The sequence below is a fragment of the Actinotalea fermentans genome, assembly GCF_007991475.1.
Classification (GTDB): domain Bacteria; phylum Actinomycetota; class Actinomycetes; order Actinomycetales; family Cellulomonadaceae; genus Actinotalea; species Actinotalea fermentans.
Genome location: NZ_BJYK01000001.1, coordinates 446,763 through 464,713, shown reverse-complemented (window position 1 = coordinate 464,713; position 17,951 = coordinate 446,763). Strand labels below are relative to the sequence as shown.

General features: G+C 74.0%; 16 protein-coding genes. 7 read left to right on the top strand and 9 right to left on the bottom strand.

Annotated elements, in window-relative coordinates; genetic code table 11:
• Nucleotides 1–10: 10 nt before the first annotated feature.
• The 3 genes from AFE02nite_RS02165 to AFE02nite_RS02155 all read right to left on the bottom strand — a co-directional run bounded on the left by AFE02nite_RS02165 (nucleotide 11) and on the right by AFE02nite_RS02155 (nucleotide 3,362).
• On the bottom strand, nucleotides 11–1,528 hold the full coding sequence (locus tag AFE02nite_RS02165) for an RNA polymerase sigma factor (protein ID WP_146818990.1): 1,518 nt from the start codon (nucleotides 1,526–1,528) through the stop codon (nucleotides 11–13).
• A gap of 111 nt (nucleotides 1,529–1,639) precedes the next feature.
• Nucleotides 1,640–2,035: a universal stress protein gene (locus AFE02nite_RS02160; protein WP_034250061.1), complete on the bottom strand. Its 396-nt coding sequence runs from the start codon at nucleotides 2,033–2,035 to the stop codon at nucleotides 1,640–1,642.
• Between the two features lie 133 nt (nucleotides 2,036–2,168).
• Nucleotides 2,169–3,362 carry a DUF4192 domain-containing protein gene (locus tag AFE02nite_RS02155; RefSeq protein WP_186814448.1) on the bottom strand — a complete coding sequence of 398 codons (1,194 nt, stop codon included), beginning with the start codon at nucleotides 3,360–3,362 and terminating at the stop codon, nucleotides 2,169–2,171.
• Between the two features lie 114 nt (nucleotides 3,363–3,476).
• Here AFE02nite_RS02155 and AFE02nite_RS02150 point away from each other — a divergent pair, with 114 nt between their 5' ends.
• Nucleotides 3,477–4,085, top strand: a complete 609-nt coding sequence (locus tag AFE02nite_RS02150; protein WP_052114002.1) for a hypothetical protein — start codon at nucleotides 3,477–3,479, stop codon at nucleotides 4,083–4,085.
• Between the two features lie 62 nt (nucleotides 4,086–4,147).
• Nucleotides 4,148–5,263 carry a polyprenyl synthetase family protein gene (locus AFE02nite_RS02145; protein ID WP_034248548.1) on the top strand — a complete coding sequence of 372 codons (1,116 nt, stop codon included), beginning with the start codon at nucleotides 4,148–4,150 and terminating at the stop codon, nucleotides 5,261–5,263.
• Nucleotides 5,264–5,317: 54 nt separating this feature from the next.
• Here AFE02nite_RS02145 and AFE02nite_RS02140 read toward each other — a convergent pair whose 3' ends face one another.
• Nucleotides 5,318–5,761 (bottom strand): Rv2175c family DNA-binding protein, encoded by a 444-nt coding sequence (locus tag AFE02nite_RS02140; RefSeq protein ID WP_407643059.1) that lies wholly within the window; start codon nucleotides 5,759–5,761, stop codon nucleotides 5,318–5,320.
• Between the two features lie 62 nt (nucleotides 5,762–5,823).
• Here AFE02nite_RS02140 and AFE02nite_RS02135 point away from each other — a divergent pair, with 62 nt between their 5' ends.
• The 3 genes from AFE02nite_RS02135 to AFE02nite_RS02125 all read left to right on the top strand — a co-directional run bounded on the left by AFE02nite_RS02135 (nucleotide 5,824) and on the right by AFE02nite_RS02125 (nucleotide 10,413).
• On the top strand, nucleotides 5,824–6,972 hold the full coding sequence (locus AFE02nite_RS02135) for a lytic transglycosylase domain-containing protein (RefSeq protein WP_034248552.1): 1,149 nt from the start codon (nucleotides 5,824–5,826) through the stop codon (nucleotides 6,970–6,972).
• Nucleotides 6,973–7,008: 36 nt separating this feature from the next.
• The gene (gene pknB / locus AFE02nite_RS02130; RefSeq protein WP_146818988.1) at nucleotides 7,009–9,036 is read left to right on the top strand and encodes a Stk1 family PASTA domain-containing Ser/Thr kinase; all 2,028 of its coding nucleotides are present in this window, start codon (nucleotides 7,009–7,011) and stop codon (nucleotides 9,034–9,036) included.
• A gap of 132 nt (nucleotides 9,037–9,168) precedes the next feature.
• On the top strand, nucleotides 9,169–10,413 hold the full coding sequence (locus tag AFE02nite_RS02125) for a PASTA domain-containing protein (protein WP_146818987.1): 1,245 nt from the start codon (nucleotides 9,169–9,171) through the stop codon (nucleotides 10,411–10,413).
• Nucleotides 10,414–10,523: 110 nt separating this feature from the next.
• On the opposite strand, the gene AFE02nite_RS02120 is transcribed toward AFE02nite_RS02125, so the two are convergent.
• From AFE02nite_RS02120 to AFE02nite_RS02110, 3 genes are all read right to left on the bottom strand, one after another.
• The gene (locus tag AFE02nite_RS02120; protein ID WP_034244403.1) at nucleotides 10,524–11,876 is read right to left on the bottom strand and encodes a class II 3-deoxy-7-phosphoheptulonate synthase; all 1,353 of its coding nucleotides are present in this window, start codon (nucleotides 11,874–11,876) and stop codon (nucleotides 10,524–10,526) included.
• Nucleotides 11,873–13,090 carry a pyrophosphate--fructose-6-phosphate 1-phosphotransferase gene (locus AFE02nite_RS02115; protein ID WP_034244406.1) on the bottom strand — a complete coding sequence of 406 codons (1,218 nt, stop codon included), beginning with the start codon at nucleotides 13,088–13,090 and terminating at the stop codon, nucleotides 11,873–11,875. Before AFE02nite_RS02115 ends, AFE02nite_RS02120 begins: the two co-directional genes overlap by 4 nt.
• Nucleotides 13,091–13,196: 106 nt before the next feature.
• Nucleotides 13,197–13,988, bottom strand: a complete 792-nt coding sequence (locus AFE02nite_RS02110) for a lysophospholipid acyltransferase family protein (protein WP_034244409.1) — start codon at nucleotides 13,986–13,988, stop codon at nucleotides 13,197–13,199.
• Between the two features lie 71 nt (nucleotides 13,989–14,059).
• On the opposite strand from AFE02nite_RS02110, the gene AFE02nite_RS02105 reads away from it, so the two are divergent.
• A complete protein-coding gene (locus tag AFE02nite_RS02105; RefSeq protein WP_146818986.1) occupies nucleotides 14,060–14,590 on the top strand; it encodes a hypothetical protein in 531 nt (176 codons plus the stop codon).
• Nucleotides 14,591–14,620: 30 nt separating this feature from the next.
• On the opposite strand, the gene AFE02nite_RS02100 is transcribed toward AFE02nite_RS02105, so the two are convergent.
• Complete coding sequence (locus tag AFE02nite_RS02100) at nucleotides 14,621–15,565, bottom strand: ROK family glucokinase (RefSeq protein ID WP_146818985.1); 945 nt, start codon at nucleotides 15,563–15,565, stop codon at nucleotides 14,621–14,623.
• Nucleotides 15,566–15,734: 169 nt separating this feature from the next.
• Between AFE02nite_RS02100 and AFE02nite_RS02095 the strand changes: the two genes are divergently transcribed.
• On the top strand, nucleotides 15,735–17,555 hold the full coding sequence (locus AFE02nite_RS02095) for an AMP-dependent synthetase/ligase (protein ID WP_034244419.1): 1,821 nt from the start codon (nucleotides 15,735–15,737) through the stop codon (nucleotides 17,553–17,555).
• A gap of 99 nt (nucleotides 17,556–17,654) precedes the next feature.
• On the opposite strand, the gene AFE02nite_RS02090 is transcribed toward AFE02nite_RS02095, so the two are convergent.
• Complete coding sequence (locus AFE02nite_RS02090) at nucleotides 17,655–17,888, bottom strand: hypothetical protein (protein ID WP_034244450.1); 234 nt, start codon at nucleotides 17,886–17,888, stop codon at nucleotides 17,655–17,657.
• Between the last annotated feature and the right edge of the window lie 63 nt (nucleotides 17,889–17,951).

Genomic DNA, 17,951 nt, shown 5'->3' with positions numbered 1-17,951 from the left:
CCCGGTTGCCTCAGTCGAGGTAGTCGCGCAGCACCTGGGAGCGGCTCGGGTGGCGCAGCTTCGACATCGTCTTCGACTCGATCTGCCGGATCCGCTCGCGCGTGACCCCGTAGACCTTGCCGATCTCGTCGAGCGTCTTGGGCTGGCCGTCCGTGAGGCCGAAGCGCATCGAGACGACGCCCGCCTCACGCTCGGACAGGGTGTCCAGCACCTGGTGCAGCTGCTCCTGCAGGAGCGTGAAGCTCACGGCGTCGGCGGGGACGACAGCCTCGGAGTCCTCGATGAGGTCACCGAACTCGCTGTCACCGTCCTCGCCCAGCGGGGTGTGCAGCGAGATCGGCTCGCGGCCGTACTTCTGGACCTCGACGACCTTCTCGGGGGTCATGTCGAGCTCCTTGGCCAGCTCCTCCGGCGTGGGCTCGCGGCCCAGGTCCTGGAGCATCTGGCGCTGCACGCGCGCGAGCTTGTTGATGACCTCGACCATGTGCACGGGGATGCGGATCGTGCGCGCCTGGTCGGCCATCGCCCGGGTGATCGCCTGCCGGATCCACCAGGTGGCGTACGTCGAGAACTTGTAGCCCTTGGTGTAGTCGAACTTCTCGACGGCCCGGATGAGGCCGAGGTTCCCCTCCTGGATCAGGTCGAGGAAGAGCATGCCTCGGCCGGTGTAGCGCTTGGCGAGCGAGACGACGAGGCGGAGGTTCGCCTCGAGCAGGTGGTTCTTGGCCCGACGGCCGTCGGCGGCGATCCACTCGAGCTCGCGGCGCAGCTTCGGCTCCAGGGCCGTGCTCGCGGCGAGCTTCTCCTCCGCGAACAGACCGGCCTCGATGCGCTTCGCGAGCTCGACCTCCTGCTCGGCGTTGAGGAGGGCGACCTTGCCGATCTGCTTGAGGTAGTCCTTGACCGGGTCCGCCGTGGCGCCGGCCGTCACGACCTGCTGCGCCGGGGCGTCGTCGTCGTCGGCGTCGGAGTACGTGAAGCCGGTGTCCTCGTCCTCCTCGGAGGCGGCGGCCGGAACGGCCGGGGCCGCCTCCTCGGCGTCCTCGTCGGTGGACTCGTCCTCGGCGGGGGCGGCCTCGTCCGACTCCTCGGTCTCCTCCACCTCGAGGTCCGCGGCGACGTCCTCCTCCGCGACCTCCTCGGGCTCGATCTCCTCGGGCTCGACGTCGTCCGACTCCAGCTCGTCGTCGCCGTCGGCCACCGGCGCGGCGGCACCCTTGGCGGGCTTCTTCGCCGCGGGCTTGGCCGCTGCGGCCTTGCCGGCGGCAGCCGGACGCTCGGCCGTGGCGGTCCGGCGCGCGGCGGCGGCCGCCACTGCACCGGCCTCGGCGCGCACGGTGATGCCGACGGCCGCCAGGCCGGCGAGGATCGCCGGCATCCGAGCCGGCGCGACGCCCGCCGCCTCGCACGTTGCGTGCAGCGTCACGGCGTCGACGGTCCCGGTGGCTCGTCCGTCCCGCAGGAGGTCACGCAGCGCAGCGTGCTGGAACTCGCGCGGGAGTGAGGTGCTTGGGGTGTGGAAAGACACAGAGAACCTTTCGGCAGCGCCGGGCTCGGGGAGAAGGTCCGCGGTAGGGACTTTCCATTGTAACGTCCGCGAGTTCCCGACAACCTCCGAAGAGGCCGCTCCGGTGCGTCCTCAGCCGGCGGGCTTGACGGCCAGCACGGGGCACGGCGCGTCGAGCAGGATCCGCTGGGCGTTCGAGCCGAGCAGCAGCTTGCCCACCGGGCTGCGGCGCCGCAGCCCGATGACGATGAGCTCTCCCCCACCTTCGGTCGCTGCGGCGATGATGTCGTCCGCCACGTCGCGACCGCGGCTCGTGAGCCGCACGTCGTGCGCCAGCCCGGCGTCGTCGAGCCGCTGACGCACGTCGTCGGCGTAGCCCTGGAGCTCGGCGGCCTCGGCCCCGAAGCGGTGCCCCCGTTCGCTGAGCACGACGATCACTCGCGTGCCCCGCGCCTGCGCCTCGTGCATCGCCGCATCGAGGGCCGCATCGCCCTCGGGCGTCGGCACGTACCCGACGATCACGCTCATCGTGCCTCCTGACCGTGCCGCACCGATGCTCCGCGACGTTACCGGAAACCGGGCCGAAGGGTCGGCCCGCGCGCAGGACCGCGCACGGCGGCGTCTCCGGAGCACGCGGTGCGGCCGCTCGGGCGACCGGCCGTCAGCCGGCCCGGCTCGCACGGACCCAGCCGGGAGGCATCCCGGTGCGCAGCGCCTCGTCCACGAGGACGGCGAGGCGGTACTCCGGATCCGCGTCGAGGGCGCGGTCGACCAGCACGCCCGACCGTGCCCCGTCGCCCTCCCACCACGCGAGGACCGCCAGGAGCGTGAGCGCGGGAGCGTGCCGGCCGCGCGTGGCGTGCGCGGCCACGTGCTCGAGCACCGCACGGGCGCCGGCGACGCGGCGCAGGTCCGGGTGCCTCCCGCGGACCGGGTCGGTGATCGCGGCGATGCCCTGCCCGATCGCGGGCCCGGTCTCCCCGGCCACGAGGCGGTCCGCGATCCGTTCGTTGCCCTCGACGAACGTGAGGAGGACGGCGTCGCGCACGAGCACGTCGTCCAGGGCCGCCAGCAGCCGGCCCGTGCCCGTGGGGGCAGGCACACCGGGGACCGAGCCGCCGAAGACGGCAGGCAGCCGCTGCGAACCGCCGGCCCCGCCCGACGCCTCGAGCACGTCGGCGAGCGTCGAGCGCCAGAGCGCCAGCCCGTCGCGCCGCCAGCGGTGCGCCTGGGCCCCCGGCCCCGCAGCTGCCCCGCGCGCCGCCCACCGCGCCCGCGCCCGGCGAGCGGCCTTCCGCGCTTCGGCGGACGTGTCGGGCAGCCGCACGAGGTCCTCGCGCGTGGGCGCGACGAGCTGGCCGTCCAGCACCATCTGCGCCCCGATCCGGGTGCCCTGGAGCTCGTCGAGGGGCCGGCCACCCGGCGGGCAGCACCCCGGGTCCGTGCAGCCCAGGGCGTAGTAGCCGCGCGGGCCGACGACCCACGTCTCCAGCTCGCCGAGGGAGTCCGCGGCCGCGTCAGCGAGCACGCGCGCCGCGACGCGTGCGGTCCTCTCGCGCGCCGCCTGGGGCAGGCTCCCGCCGACGGCGGACTGGAGGTCCGCCGCGGTGTAGAGCACGGCCACGGCGCGTCGCGCGCCGTCGGCGACCACGTGGCCCACGAGCGTGCGCGCCGTCCAGCCGTTGTCGGCGTCGGCGGCGATGTCCGCCAGGTCGACCCGGACGACGAGGCCCACCCGGGACCGCGCACCGCGCAGGCTGATGAGGACGGCGCTCTCGGTCGGTCGGAACCCGAGCTGGAAGGGGACGAGGGCGAGCACCTCGCGGACGTCGCTGGTACGGATGGTCGTCGGCATGGCACGCATGTCAGCGCAGACGCCGGCAACGGGCCCGTCCGGGCCGCCCGGATTGTGGAATTCACCCGGGTGCGGCGTCCTGTGGATGCCGTGACCCCGGGATACGGTTGAGCCATGGCTTCGTGGGCCGCCGGTGCCGCCCGTCGCGCCGGTCGTGGCGCGACGGTCGCCCGCGCCCGCTCCACCGTCGTGACGCTGCTCGTGCTGGCCTGCGCGGCCTGCGCCGGCGGCAACGACCCGACGGACGCCGGCGCGGACGCCGGTGCGGACGCCGCCGCGGCCGAGGACCTGACGACGCTGTCGGCGCCTGAGACGCCGGAGCCGACGGCCACCTCCCCCGAGCCCTTGGTGACCGCCGAGCCGGACGAGTACTCCGAGGTCGGTGACCTCGTCGAGGGCTTCCCGATCGAGCTCCTGCCGGTCCCCGGAGACGCCGTCATCCTCGTCACCTCGGCCGTCCCCGTGGGCAACGCGGACGTGCAGGAGGTGTCCCTCAACCTGCGTACGGCGGCGACGGCCGCCGAGCTGCTCGAGCTCTACCGCGGGGCGCTGACCGCCGCCGGCTTCTCCGAGGTGACCGGCGAGACCGCGGACAGCGACCTGGCCGCGCAGGTGACCTTCGTGCGCTCGGGCGGCGACGAGGTGGTCTCGATCGGCGTGCTCGACGTCGACGGCGCACGGACCGTCACGATCGGCGGTCGCGTGCGCACCTCGGAGTCCTGAGGACGCGCACGCGCGTCGCTCAGCCGCGCCGGGCGGGTGCCCCGGCTCACTAGGCTTGTCCCGTGACCTCCCCCGCCCTCGTCGACGTCGATGACGTGCGCGCCGGCGTCGACGCCCAGGTCGCAGCGGTGGTCGACGCGCTCGCCCACGACCTGGCCCACGTCGGGGCCGACGCGATGATCGACGAGCTCCGCGCCGCGACGACGGGCGGCAAGAGGTTCCGCGCCGCGTTCTGCTACTGGTCCTGGCGGGCGCACGCTCCCGCCGCGGGCGGCCGGTCCGACGCCGCCTCGGCGTCGCGCGCGACGCTGCTCGGCATCGGTGCGGCGCTGGAGCTGTTCCAGGCCGCGGCGCTCGTGCACGACGACGTCATGGACGACTCCGACACCCGGCGCGGCCGGCCGGCCGCACACCGGGTGTTCGCGGCGCAGCACGCCGAGCACGGCCGGACCGGGCCTGCGGCCCGCTTCGGCGAGGCCGCCGCGATCCTGCTCGGTGACCTCGCCCTCATCGCGGCGGACCGCGCGTTCGCGGCGGCCGTCGACCCGCTGCCCGCACAGGTGCGATCCGCGGCGCGGTCGGTGTACGACCTCATGCGCGCCGAGGTCATCGTCGGGCAGTACCGCGACGTCCTGGCGCAGGCGCTGCCCTGGGGCACCGATCCGCGTGCCGACGAGGACCAGGCCAGGACGGTCGTGCGGGCCAAGAGCGCCCGTTACAGCGTCGAGCACCCGATGGTCCTCGGCGCGACCGTGGCGGGAGCCGACGCCGATGCGCTCGCCCTCGTGGGGCGAGCCGGCCTCGCGATCGGCGAGGCGTTCCAGCTCCGCGACGACCTTCTCGGCGTCTTCGGCGACCCGGCGACGACCGGCAAGCCCGCCGGCGACGACCTGCGGGAGGGCAAGCGGACGGTGCTGGTCGCCCGCGCGATCCAGCGGGCCGACGACGCCGGACGGGCCGCGCTGCTGAGCGGTCTGGGGCGGCGCGACCTCTCCGCCGACGACGTCGAGGCCCTCCGCGACATCCTGCGGAGCACGGGGGCCGTCACCGACGTGGAGACGCTCATCGACGAGCTCGCCCGGCCGGCCCTCGCAGAGCTCGGCGCCGCTGAGCTGGCCGAGCCGGGGAGGACGATGCTCACGCGGCTCGGCCGCGCCGCCGTCGAGCGGCTCGCCTGACGAGCCGACGGCGACCGCCGCGCTGACGGCGACCGGCCGCGCTGACGGCGCGGCTCAGAACCCGAGCGCCTGAGCCCGTCGACGGACCTCGGTCTTCTGTCCGGCGGCGAGGAGATCGATGGGCGCCGGCACCGCGCCGTCGGGCCAGCCCACGGGCGTGAGGGTGGGGTCGGGCGAGAAGAGCCAGCGCACCGCCTCCTCGTCGGAGAAGCCGGCGTCGGCGAGCAGGACGAGCGTGCCCGGGAGCGTGGGCACGGTGCGCCAGGCGCCGTCGGCCTGCACCAGGAAGCGCTCCGGCACCCGTCGGATGCCGTCGGGGTGCCGCAGCGCGACGAGGGCCCCGTCCTGCACGAGGCGTCGCACCTGGCCCACGTCCGTGCCGAGGCGCTCGGCCACGTCGGGAAGGGTCAGCCAGCTCTCAACTCCGTCGATCACCCGGTCAGCGTACGGGTGGCGGCGTCGACCTTCCGCCCGACGGCGCGCTCGGGTAGCGTGCACTTCTGTCACTCCAGTCACATCAGTCACATGCGTCACACGCGCCGACAGCCCGAGGACATCACATGCCGAGCACCGCCTCCTCTCCCTGCCTGCGCCGCTCCGTCGGCGGTGGGGTGGGCCTCGCCCTGGCCGCCGTGACGCTGACGGCCACCGCGGTCCCCGCCGCCGCCGAGGACTACGTCGTCCAGCCGGGTGACACCGTCAGCCACATCGCGCGCCGCAGCGGCGTCACCGTCCAGGCCATCGTCGCCGCGAACGGCCTCGACTCGCGGGCGTTCATCCGCGCCGGTCAGGTGCTCAGCCTCCCCACCGCGGCGCCGGCCCCGGCACCGGTCGCGCCGGTGCCGACGGGCACGCACACGGTCGTCTCCGGCGACACCGTCTCGGCCCTTGCCACGCGCTACGGCACCACCGTCGCCGCCATCGTCAGCGCCAACGGGCTCGACTCGCACGCCTTCATCCGCGTCGGGCAGGTGCTCACCGTCCCCGGTGCCACGCCCACCACCGCGGCCCCGGCGCCGGCCGCGGCACCCGCGCCGGCCGCGGGCACGCACACGGTCGTCTCCGGCGACACCGTCTCGGCCCTCGCCACGCGCTACGGCACCACCGTCGCCGCCATCGTCAGCGCCAACGGGCTCGACTCGCGCGCCTTCATCCGCGTCGGGCAGGTCCTGAGCATCCCCGGTGCCGCGACGGGCGCCCCGGCTCCCGCCCCCGCGGGCGGCGCCGTCGGCAGCACGTTCGCCGGGCGCACCTACCCGGCCCACGTCGTCGCGGCCGCCAACGAGAACCTCGCGACCCTGCGCTCGGTCGGCGTGCCGAGCCGCGAGGAGATGAAGTCCCTCGTGGCGCAGACGGCCAGGGACATGGGCGTGGACCCCGCGCTCGCCCTCGCGGTCGCCTACCAGGAGTCCGGCTTCAACCACGCGTCGGTCTCCCCCGCCAACGCGATCGGCACGATGCAGGTCATCCCGAGCTCGGGTGACTGGGCGTCGGACCTGGTGGGCCGCGAGCTCAACCTGCTCGACCCGCGCGACAACGTCACCGCGGGCGTCGCCATCCTGCGTCAGCTCGTCAAGACCGCCCCGGACCTGCCGACGGCGATCGCCGGCTACTACCAGGGCCTGGCGGGCGTGCAGCGCAACGGGATGTACGCCGACACCCGTCGGTACGTCGCGAGCGTCCAGACGCTCATGTCGCGGTTCGCCTGACGGGTTTCGCAGGCCCGCGAACGTAGACTGCCGCACGTGGCAGCCACCCTGACGGACCCGCTCCTCGGCCACCTGGTCGACGGGCGCTACGAGGTGCTGTCGCGCATCGCGCGCGGCGGGATGGCCACGGTCTACCTCGCCGTGGACCGCAGGCTCGACCGCGAGGTCGCGCTCAAGGTCATGCACCCGCACCTGGCCGAGGGCGCGTCGGGCGCGGACTTCCAGGCGCGCTTCCGGCGCGAGGCCCGCGCGGCCGCGCGGCTGACCCACCCCGGCCTGGTCGGCGTGCTCGACCAGGGCGTGGACGGCGAGACCAGCTACCTCGCCATGGAGTACGTCGACGGTTCGAACCTGCGCCGCCGACTCACCGAGGGCGGCCCGCTCAGCCTCGACGACGCGCTGCGGACCACCGAGTCCGTGCTCGAGGCGCTCTCGGTCGCGCACCGGGCGGGCCTGGTGCACCGCGACATCAAGCCCGAGAACGTCCTGATCGCCCGCGACGGCCGCGTGAAGGTCGCCGACTTCGGGCTCGCGCGTGCGGTGACGGAGGCGACGTACACGGCGACGGGCACCGTCCTGGGCACCGTCGCCTACCTCGCCCCCGAGCTCGTCTCCCGCGGGGCCTCCGATGCGCGGACCGACGTCTACGCCGTCGGCATCCTCCTGTTCGAGATGCTCACCGGCACGCAGCCCTACACGGGCGACACACCGATCCAGGTCGCCTACCAGCACGTGCACTCCGACATCCCCGCGCCGTCGGAGCGGGTGACGTGGCTGCCCACCGAGCTGGACGAGCTCGTCGAGGGCCTCGCCGCGCGCGACCCCGACGAGCGCCCCGCCGACGGCGCTGCCGCCCTCTCGCTGGTGCGCCGCGCCCGCGCCGCCCTGGACGAGGAGCTCCTGGCCCGACGCGCGGACCCGCCGCCGGCACCTGTCGCGGACGGTACCGACCTCGGCGAGGGCGATGCGCCGCCGCCGCCTCCGCCGCACGACCCCGACGCCACCGCGCTGCTCGGCCTGTCCCGGCCGCCGGCGCCGCCGGCCGGTGACGGAGAGCTGCGCCGGACCATGGCCCTCAAGGTGGGCGCGGGCCTCGAGGACCCCGCGGTCCGGGTCGGCCCCCCGCCGCCACCCGCCGACGGCACGCCCGTGCGCCATCGGCGGCGCGCGCTCCTGGTCACCGGGGCGCTCGCCCTCCTGGCCGTCCTCGGGTTCGGTGCGTGGTGGTTCCTGCAGGGTCCCGGCGCCTTCCGCACGGTTCCCGACGGCCTCGTGAACGCCTCGCAGGCCGACGCCGAGGCGATCCTCGCCGGCGTCGGGCTCGACGCGACGGTGACGACGGCGTACGACCCGACGGTCCCCCAGGGCGCGGTCGTCGCGACCGACCCCGCGTCCGGGGAGCGCGTCCGGCGCGACGGGACCGTCGCGCTCGTCGTCTCGCTCGGGCCGGACATGCGCGAGGTTCCCGCAGACCTGCTCGGCAAGCCCTTCACCGACGTCAAGGCCGCCCTCGAGCAGGCCGGGTTCGCGGTCCCCGACCCCACCGGGACCTGGCACAACACCGTCCCGGCCGACGCGGTGATCAGCATCGCCGGACCGGACGGCGCGGCGCTCGAGGGCGGTGCGACGCTGCCGAAGGACACGCAGATCGCCGTCCTCGTCTCGAAGGGCCCCGAGCCGATCGAGGTGCCGAGCGTCCTCGGCGAGGAACGCCAGCGCGCGATCGCCATCCTCGAGACGGACTTCGACCTCGTCGTGACCGTGGTGGAGGACGTCAGCGAGGAGTACCCCGCGGGCCAGGTGGCCGCGCAGTCGCTGGAGCCCGGGAGCGCGGCCCACCGCACCGACGCCATCACGCTCACCGTCTCGACGGGGCCACCGCTCGTCGCCGTGCCGGACGTCGTGAACAAGAACGTCGACGACGCGACGGCGATCCTGACGCAGGCCGGCTTCCAGGTGAAGGTCGACCGCCAGTGGTTCTGGGACGACATGGTCGTCGAGCAGGACCCGGTCAAGGACACCCCGCTGCCCAAGGGCTCCCTCGTCACGATCTACGCCCGGTAGGCGCCGCGTCGCGGTGCTCGCGCCCGTCGTCTGCCCCGACGGAGATCATCCGGGATCGTCCCGATACGCACCGCTTGCCGTGACCGGTTCGGCCTATCGCGGTCAAGTTTGTGATCTTGGGACGCTTCCGGCATGACCATGACCGTCAGGGGCAGGACGGCCGTCGAGCCGCCACCCGCCATGGAGCCGGACGCGCAGGACCCGACCGTGCGGGGGCGGTGGTGGCTCGTGGTCGCGGTGATCGCCGCGCTCGTGCCGGCACTCGGCGGAGGCGTGTGGTGGTACCTCGCGGCCGGACCGGGCGCGTTCACGTCGGTCCCCGACGGGATCGCCGCGGCGACCCTCGCCGACGCCCGGGGCGCCCTCGACGACGCCGGCCTCGAGGTGGCCACGGTCGACGTGTTCCACCCGACGGCGCCGGCCGGTGCGGTCGTCGCGCTGGCGCCCACCGAGGGCGAGCAGATCCGCAAGGGCGGCCTGGTCACGCTCACGATCTCCCGCGGCCCCGACCTGCGCGCCGTCTTCGTCGAGGGCGTGGGCCAGGCCGTGGCGAGCACCGAGGCGGCCCTGGCCGTCGCCGGGCTCGTGCCCGAGACGCAGCTGGAGTACTCCGACACGGTCCCGGCGGGCACGGTCATCGCCATGGCCCTGGCGGACGGCACGCCGGTCGCCAAGGGCGACAAGATCCCGCGCGGCACCGAGGTCGTGCTCACCTGCTCCGACGGCCCGGCACCCGTGACGATCCCGAACATCGTGGGGCTCACGCGCGACGCCGCCCTCGCCGCGCTGGCGGCTGCGGGCCTGCAGGTCGCCGAGAGCCAGGCGTACCACCCGGACGTCCCCGCGGGGATCGTCAAGCTGCAGGATCCGGCCGCGGGCGCCGAGGGCCACCGCCTGGACACGGTCTCGATGGTCGTCTCGCTCGGACCGGAACCCCCGCCGCCGCCGCCCGCGAACGTCGTCGTCCCGTCCAGCGTGATCGGGATGACGAAGTTCCCGGCCCTCGACCTGCTGGGCCGCAAGGGCTTCGACGCGCGCTACGAGCGCGGCACCTGCACCGTCGACTGGGCGCAGTGCGTCGTCGAGAAGACGGTTCCCGCGGCCGGCACGAGCCAGCCCAAGGGCTCGAAGGTGACCATCTGGCTCACGAACCCCGCGGGCACCCCGACCGGCTCCCTGGTCGTCCCCGCCGGCCTCGTCGGGATGACGAAGTTCCCGGCCCTCGACCTGCTGTCGAGCACCGGGTTCACCCCCGCGTACGAGCGCAACACCTGCACGGTCGACTGGAGCGAGTGCGTCGTCGAGTACACGGTCCCGGCCGCCGGCACGACGGCGCCCGCAGGATCGACCGTGACGATCTGGCTGCGCAACCCCTAGTCGGTCGCGCGGCACCCGGGCCCGCCCAGCCCGGGAACGAGGGAGCCGCCCGTGGCCACGGCCACGAGCGGCTCCCTCCTGTCCCGATCCCGGCCGGCGGACCGGCCCGGTCAGATCCCCTGGATCATCTCCGCGACCTGGAAGGCCATCTCCAGCGACTGCTGGTGGTTCAGTCGCGGGTCGACGAGCGTCTCGTAGCGGCGCGACAGCGCGTCCTCGTCGATCTCCTCCGAGCCGCCCAGCACCTCGGTGACGTCGTCGCCCGTGAGCTCCACGTGCAGGCCGCCGGGAACGGAGCCGACGGCGCGGTGCACCTCGAAGAAGCCACGCACCTCGTCGAGGACGTCCGTCAGGCGACGGGTCTTGTAGCCGGACGCCGACGAGATCGTGTTCCCGTGCATCGGGTCGCAGACCCAGGTCACCGGGCGCCCCGACGCGTGCACCTTCTCCACCAGGCTCGGTAGCGCCTCGCGGATCCGGCCAGCACCCATCCGCGTGATGAACGTGAGGCGGCCCGGCTGCTCGTTCGGGTTCAGCTTGTCCATCAGGGCGAACGCGTCGTCCGCCGTGGTGGTGGGCCCGAGCTTCACGCCGATCGGGTTGCGGACCCGCGAGAGGAAGTCGACGTGCGCGCCGTCGAGCTGGCGCGTGCGCTCCCCGATCCACAGGAAGTGGGCCGAGCAGTCGTACGGCGTCCCGGTCCGTGAGTCGATCCGCGTGAGCGGCCGCTCGTAGTCGAGCAGCAGCGCCTCGTGGCTCGCGAAGAACTCGACGCTGCGCAGCGAGTCGAAGTCCGCCCCGCACGCGGCCATGAACCGCATCGCCCGGTCGATCTCACCCGCGACCTGCTCGTACGCCGAGTAGGCCGGGTTCGCGGTGAAGCCGCGGTTCCACTCGTGCACGCGGCGCAGGTCCGCGAAACCGCCCGTCGTGAACGCCCGGATGAGGTTCAGCGTCGCGGCCGACCGGTGGTACGCCTCCACGAGCCGCCGCGGGTCGGGGACCCGCGCGTCGGGCGTGAAGTCGTGGCCGTTGATCGCGTCGCCGCGGTACGCCGGGAGCGTGACGCCGTCGCGCTCCTCGAGGTCCGCGCTGCGCGGCTTGGCGTACTGGCCCGCCATCCGGCCCATCTTGACCACCGGCAGGCTGGCGCCGTAGGTGAGCACGACGGCCATCTGCAGGATGGTCTTGATCTTGTTCCGGATCGTGTCGGCGGTGGCCTCGGCGAACGTCTCGGCGCAGTCGCCCCCCTGGAGCACGAACGCCTCACCCCGCGCGGCCGCCGCGAGACGGCCCGTGAGCACGTCGGCCTCGCCCGCGAAGACGAGCGGCGGCAGGGCCGCGAGCTCGCGGCCCACCGCCGCCAGGGCGTCCTGGTCGGGCCAGGCCGGCTGCTGGCGCGCCGACAGCGAGCGCCAGGCGTCGAGCCCCTCGACGACGCCCGGCGCGGCCTCGACGCTCACGAGCCCGCCGGGACGAACGGCTGCCCGATGTCGGCGAGCAGCGCGCGGAACCACTCCTGCTGCACGTCGAACGGCTTGCCGCCGGCGATGCGCGGGAATGCGATCGCCTTGAGGCGGTCGCCGTCCTCCTCGTCGTGCCCGATGACGCCGGCCTCGCCGCGCAGGGCGCACTCGACGGCCAGGTCGGTCATCGACTTGATGAGGCGCAGGTCCTCGGCGTTCGCCGCGGCCGCCCGCGAGTAGTAGCCGGACTTCTGGACCATGACCTTCTCGGCGCCGAGCTTGGCCGCGAACTGCTTCGCGAACCACTGGCCGGGGTTGATCGTGTCCAGGGCGACGTGGCCGAACGCGTCGCGCTGCACCGTCTCCCCCGCCGCCTCGAGCTGGGCGACGATCTCGTGCATACCCGCGCCCTCGGACAGGAAGATGTTCACGTTGCCGATCTCGTCCATGACCCCGCGCAGGCGCTCCGCCTCGGCGTCGATGTCGATCGCCAGCTCGGGGACGAAGACGGCGTGCACGTCCCACCGCTCCTTGGTCAGGCCGATGCCGGGCACCCACTTCTGGGTGTCGAGCCACTCGCGGTACTTCACGGCCGTCGCGCCGGTCAGCCAGCCGCAGTGCCGGCCCATGACCTCGTGCACGATGAGCATGCGCGGGCCGGAGCGGTGCTCGCCGATGATGTTGCGGGCGAAGCCGGCGCCCTGCTCGGCGGCCGTCCAGGCGCCGAGCGACTGCTTGATCGGCACCACGTCGTTGTCGATCGTCTTCGGCAGGCCGACGACCGTCAGGTGGTAGCCGTTCTCCTCGAGGTAGGCGGCGAGGTCGGCGGCGGTGGTGTTGGTGTCGTCGCCACCGATCGTGTGCAGGACGTCGACGCCGTCGGCCTTGAGCCGCTCGGCCGCGACCTGCAGCGGGTCCTGGCCCTCGGTGACGAGGCCGCGCTTGACGCAGTCCTTGACATTCGTGAGCTTCACGCGGGAGTTGCCGATCGGGCTGCCGCCGAACCGGTGCAGCAGGCCGGCGTTCGCACGCGTCTCGGCGTCGATGACGATCTTGTCGCCGCGCAGCAGGCCGTAGTAGCCGTGCGTGTAGGCGATGATCTCGACCTCGGGCGCGATCTCGGTGTACCGCTCGATCAGGCCACCGATCGCGGACGACAGGCACGGCGCGAAACCGCCGGCGGTCAGCAGGGCGACACGGCGAACCGACATGGCACGACACCTTCCGTTGAGTTCTTGTCCGGGCCGAGCGGCCCGCCCGGCGGCGGCGACGACGGCGCTCCGGTGGCTCCGCGCACCCGGCGCGGACGCGCTCATCCTACTGAGGCGGCTCTGGGACCTCGGGTGGTACCGGAACCTGGACGTGCGGGGCTGCGCGGCCGCCGGGAGCCCCGTGGCCCTGCTCCGCCGACGCCACCTCGTCAGGCTTGTGACCTGCGGCGATGCGCGCCTTGGCGGTCGCGGCGTACATGTCGACGTACTCCTGGCCGGACAGGCTCATGAGGGCGTACATGATCTCGTCGGTCACCGAGCGCAGGATGAACCGGTCCTGCCCCATCCCCCGGTAGCGCGAGAAGTCCATCGGCTCGCCGATGACGATGCCGACCCGCACCGGCTTGGGGATGACGCGGCCGATCGGCTGGGCCTTCTCGGTGCCGATCATCGCGACCGGGACCACCGGGGCGCCCGAGTCGATCGCCAGGCGGGCGACGCCGGTCTTGCCGCGGTAGAGGCGGCCGTCGGGGCTGCGGGTGCCCTCGGGGTAGATGCCGAACACCCCGCCCTCCTCGAGCACCGACAGACCCGTCCGCAGCGCCGCCTCGGATGCCTTGCCGCCCCCACGGTCCACGGGGATGGTGCCGACGCCCCGGACGAAGGCCGCCTGCAGGCGCCCCTTGAGGCCGCGTCCGTTGAAGTACTCGGCCTTGCCGATGAAGCGGACCTTGCGCGACAGCAGGATCGGCAGGACGACCGAGTCGATCACGGCGAGGTGGTTGCTCGCGAGGATCACCGGCCCGTCGGCGGGCACGTTCTTCGCGCCCCGGATCCACGGCCGGAAGAACGCCCGCACCAACGGTGCGGCGAGCGCACGCATCACCCAGTAGAACAACCGGTCACCTCCGCCTGGTCGTACGCCGCCCTGTGCGCGCGTACGCCCCCGCCGACTCTAGAGTGCTCTGCATGCCGCCACGTCCGCACGACGCCGACGAGCCGGACGAGGCCGGTCGCGACGAGGCGGATCCGGACGACGCGGTGCACAGCGCGCCCGGTACCTCCGAGCCCGACGTCGACCCGGCTCACGTCCGTGACACCGGCGCCGTCGACGGCGACCAGGACGGCGGCGGTGACGCCCAGCGCGCCACGCTCGACGACGTCGACGTCGCCGCCCGGTGGGCGGGGATCGTGAGCGAGCTCTCGTCGACCGCCGACCCGCGCGCGTGGGCGCCCGACCCGGACGTCGAGGAGGCGGAGACGCACTTCACGCCGCCCGACCCCGGCCCCGTGCTCGGCGGCGACCCCCTGCTGACCATGGCCTGGGCGGCCGTGGTCGGGGTGCCCCTCCTGCTCATGGTCGCCGTCATCGCGTGGCGCGACGTCCCCACGATCGTGCTGCAGCTGGCCGGCGTCGCGTTCCTCGCCGGCGTCGCGCTGCTGGTCTGGCGCATGCCGCGCGACCGCGAGGACGACGCCGGGCCGGGCGCCGTCGTCTGACCGGCCGGCGGCCGGCGACCGGCGGCTGCGTCAGTGGCGGGCGAGGTCGGCGGCCCCGACGATCCCCGCCTCGTTGCCCATCGCCGCGAGCTCGATGCGCGCCTCGGGCCGAAAACCCCGCGCGGACAGGTGCGTGCCGAAGGCCTCCCGGGCCGGCAGCAGCAGGAGGTCACCGGCCGCCGCCACGCCCCCACCCACCACGACCATCTCCGGGTCGAGGAGGGCGGCGACGGTCGCCGACCCCTCGCCGACCCACCGGCCGACCTCGGCCAGCAGCTCGATCGCCAGCGGGTCCCCGGCGAGCGCGGCCTTCGTGACGTACGGGCCCTTGATGCGGTCGGCGTCGCCGTCGGCGTGCGCCAGGATCGCGGCGGCGCGGGCGGGATCGGTCGCGGCGACGGCGCGGGCCTCGCGCACGAGCGCCGAGCCCGAGGCGTACTGCTCCCAGCAGCCGTTCTGACCGCAACCGCACAGCTGGCCGTCCGGGACGACGCGCATGTGGCCGACCTCGGCCGCGACACCCCACGCGCCCAGCACGAGGCGGCCCGCCGTCACGACGGCGCCTCCGAGCCCGGTGCCCACCGTGAGCAGCAGCATGTCCTGGACGTCACGGGCGACGCCGAACCGGAACTCCGCCCAGCCGGCCGCGTTCGCGTCGTTCTCGACGACCACGGGCACGTCCATGCCGAGCCCCGCGAGGACCCGGTCACGCAGCGGGTGGTCGCGCCACGGGAGGTTCGGGGTGAACCGGACGGTCGCCTGGTCGGCCCCGATGAACCCGGGCGCGGCGAGACCGATCGCGCCGATCTCGTGCTCCGAGGCCAGCTCGCGGCAGGCGTCCACGACCGCCGCGTCCAGGTCGTCCACGCTGAGCCCGACGCTCTTGCGCTTCGTCTTGGCGACGATGCGGCCGTCGTCGTCCACCACACCGGCGGCGATCTTCGTGCCGCCGATGTCCACTCCGATTGCGTGCATGGGTTCCTCGGCCGTCGTCGGGGCAAATCTCAGGGGCGGGTGGTCCACACGGGTGATTCCCCGGACTCCCCGAGGAAGGCTACCGAGTCCCGGCGCCCCGGTGCCGGGATGATCGGGACGGCGCAGACGGTTACATTCAGGTCTTCATCCGTCTGCCAAGGGAGTCAGCATGGATCAGTTCGCCGTCCCCCCCGTGGTGCCGGCCGACCCGACGGCAAGCATCCCGGGTCTCCTCGCAGCGCGTGTCGCGACCTCGGGCGACGGGGTCTTCATCGAGCGCAAGGAGACCCCCGACGGCCCGTGGCTGCCCGTGACCGCCCGCGCGTTCGACGCGCTCGCGACCGCCGTCGCGAAGGGCCTGGTCGCCCGCGGCGTCGAGCCCGGCCAGTCGGTCGGGATCATGAGTCGCACACGGTTCGAGTGGACGGTGCTGGACTTCGCCACGTGGCTCGCCGGCGCGGTGCCCGTCCCCCTGTACGAGACGTCGTCGGCCGAGCAGGTGCACTGGATCCTGTCGGACGCCGACGTGCGGCTGCTGGTCGTCGAGACCGCACACCACGACGAGGTGGTGGGCCAGGTTCGCGACCAGCTGCCGGACCTGGGCGACGTCCTGGTCCTGGAGGACGGGGCCATCGACGCGCTCGTCGCCTCCGGGGCCGACGTGCCGGACGAGGAGATCGCCCGACGGCGGACACTCGCCCAGGCCGCGGACGCCGCCACGATCATCTACACGTCGGGGACCACCGGCCGGCCCAAGGGCGTCGTCCTCACGCACGGCAACTTCGTCGACCTCTCGCTCAACGCGGTGGCGAAGCTGGGCGCCCAGGTGTGCCCGCCCGGCTCGCGCACGCTGCTGTTCATGCCGCTGGCGCACGTGTTCGCACGCTTCATCGAGGTGCTCGTCGTCCCCGCGGGCGCGATCCTCGGTCACACGCCCGACACCAAGAACCTCGTCGCCGACCTCGGGACGTTCCGGCCGACGTTCATCTTGTCGGTCCCCCGCGTCTTCGAGAAGGTGTACAACTCCGCCGAGCAGAAGGCGGCCGCAGGCGGCAAGCGCGGCATCTTCCAGCGGGCGGCGAAGACCGCGATCGTCTACTCCCGCGCGCTCGACACGCCCCAGGGCCCGAGCCTCTGGCTGCGCCTGCAGCACAAGGTCGCGGACGTGCTGGTGCTCCACAAGCTCCGCGCGCTGCTGGGTGGTCAGGCGGCCTGGGCGATCTCCGGCGGCGCGCCGCTCGGTGAACGCCTCGGGCACTTCTACCGCGGCATGGGCCTGACCATCCTCGAGGGCTACGGGCTCACCGAGACGACCGCGCCCACGAACGTGAACGTGCCCGGCGCCGTCAAGATCGGCACCGTGGGACCGCCGCTGCCCGGCACGACCATCCGCATCGCCGAGGACGGCGAGATCCTGGTCAAGGGCGTCCAGGTGTTCCGCGCCTACCGCGGGAACGAGACGGCCACCGCCGACGCGGTGCGTGACGGCTGGTTCCACACCGGCGACCTCGGCTCGCTCGACGAGGACGGCTGCCTGCGGATCACCGGTCGCAAGAAGGAGATCATCGTCACGGCCGGTGGCAAGAACGTGGCGCCGGCGGTGCTCGAGGACCGGCTGCGCGGCCACCCGCTGGTCTCGCAGGTCGTCGTCGTCGGCGACGCCAAGCCCTTCATCGGCGCGATCGTGACGCTCGACGCCGAGGCGCTGCCGGGGTGGCTCGCCACCCACGACCTGCCGGAGATGGACGTGGCCGCCGCCGCGGAGCACCCGCGCGTGCGGGCCGCGCTCGACCGGGCGGTCGAGCGGACCAACCGCGCCGTCTCGCGGGCCGAGTCCATCCGCAAGTACACGGTGCTCACGACCGACTTCACCGTGGAGAACGACTACCTGACGCCGTCGCTCAAGGTCCGCCGCGATCGAGTGCTGAAGGACTTCGCGGCCGAGATCGAGGGGATCTACTCCGGCGTCCCGCAGGGGACCGCCGTCTAGGCACTCCACGGCCCGGCCGACGCCGGCCGGTGGGTCTGCAGGTCGCGCATCCCTGGGGTGGCGCGGTGCTCCGGCACCGCGCCACCCTGTGCGACGGGCTCAGACGACCCGGCGCAGCCGCAGCGGCGGGACGAGCCCGGCGTCCGCCAGGACGCCCATGGCGCTCTGCTCCGCGGCGTCGAGCTCCACGCGGCCGTGCGACGCCTCGTCGCGCGCGCCGGCCATCCGGGGCGCGGCAGGCTCGGCCGGCCGGACGGGGACGGTCAGGAACGTCACCACGCAGTCGGTACACGCGTCGCCGCGGACCGCGCACTCACCGCAGTCGATGATCATGCGCGAGAGGCTACGGCCGACCACCGACACCGTCCCGGGCGCCGACCTGGGCACGCGCGGTGG

Coding starts and splice junctions, on each gene's coding strand:
- AFE02nite_RS02135 (WP_034248552.1), top strand. CDS start 5,824: ATGCCGAGCACCGCCTCCTCTCCCTGCCTGCGCCGCTCCGTCGGCGGT.
- AFE02nite_RS02155 (WP_186814448.1), bottom strand. CDS start 3,362: ATGCCGACGACCATCCGTACCAGCGACGTCCGCGAGGTGCTCGCCCTC.
- AFE02nite_RS02095 (WP_034244419.1), top strand. CDS start 15,735: ATGGATCAGTTCGCCGTCCCCCCCGTGGTGCCGGCCGACCCGACGGCA.
- AFE02nite_RS02090 (WP_034244450.1), bottom strand. CDS start 17,888: ATGATCATCGACTGCGGTGAGTGCGCGGTCCGCGGCGACGCGTGTACC.
- AFE02nite_RS02160 (WP_034250061.1), bottom strand. CDS start 2,035: ATGAGCGTGATCGTCGGGTACGTGCCGACGCCCGAGGGCGATGCGGCC.
- AFE02nite_RS02125 (WP_146818987.1), top strand. CDS start 9,169: ATGACCATGACCGTCAGGGGCAGGACGGCCGTCGAGCCGCCACCCGCC.
- AFE02nite_RS02150 (WP_052114002.1), top strand. CDS start 3,477: ATGGCTTCGTGGGCCGCCGGTGCCGCCCGTCGCGCCGGTCGTGGCGCG.
- AFE02nite_RS02105 (WP_146818986.1), top strand. CDS start 14,060: ATGCCGCCACGTCCGCACGACGCCGACGAGCCGGACGAGGCCGGTCGC.
- AFE02nite_RS02115 (WP_034244406.1), bottom strand. CDS start 13,090: ATGTCGGTTCGCCGTGTCGCCCTGCTGACCGCCGGCGGTTTCGCGCCG.
- AFE02nite_RS02100 (WP_146818985.1), bottom strand. CDS start 15,565: ATGCACGCAATCGGAGTGGACATCGGCGGCACGAAGATCGCCGCCGGT.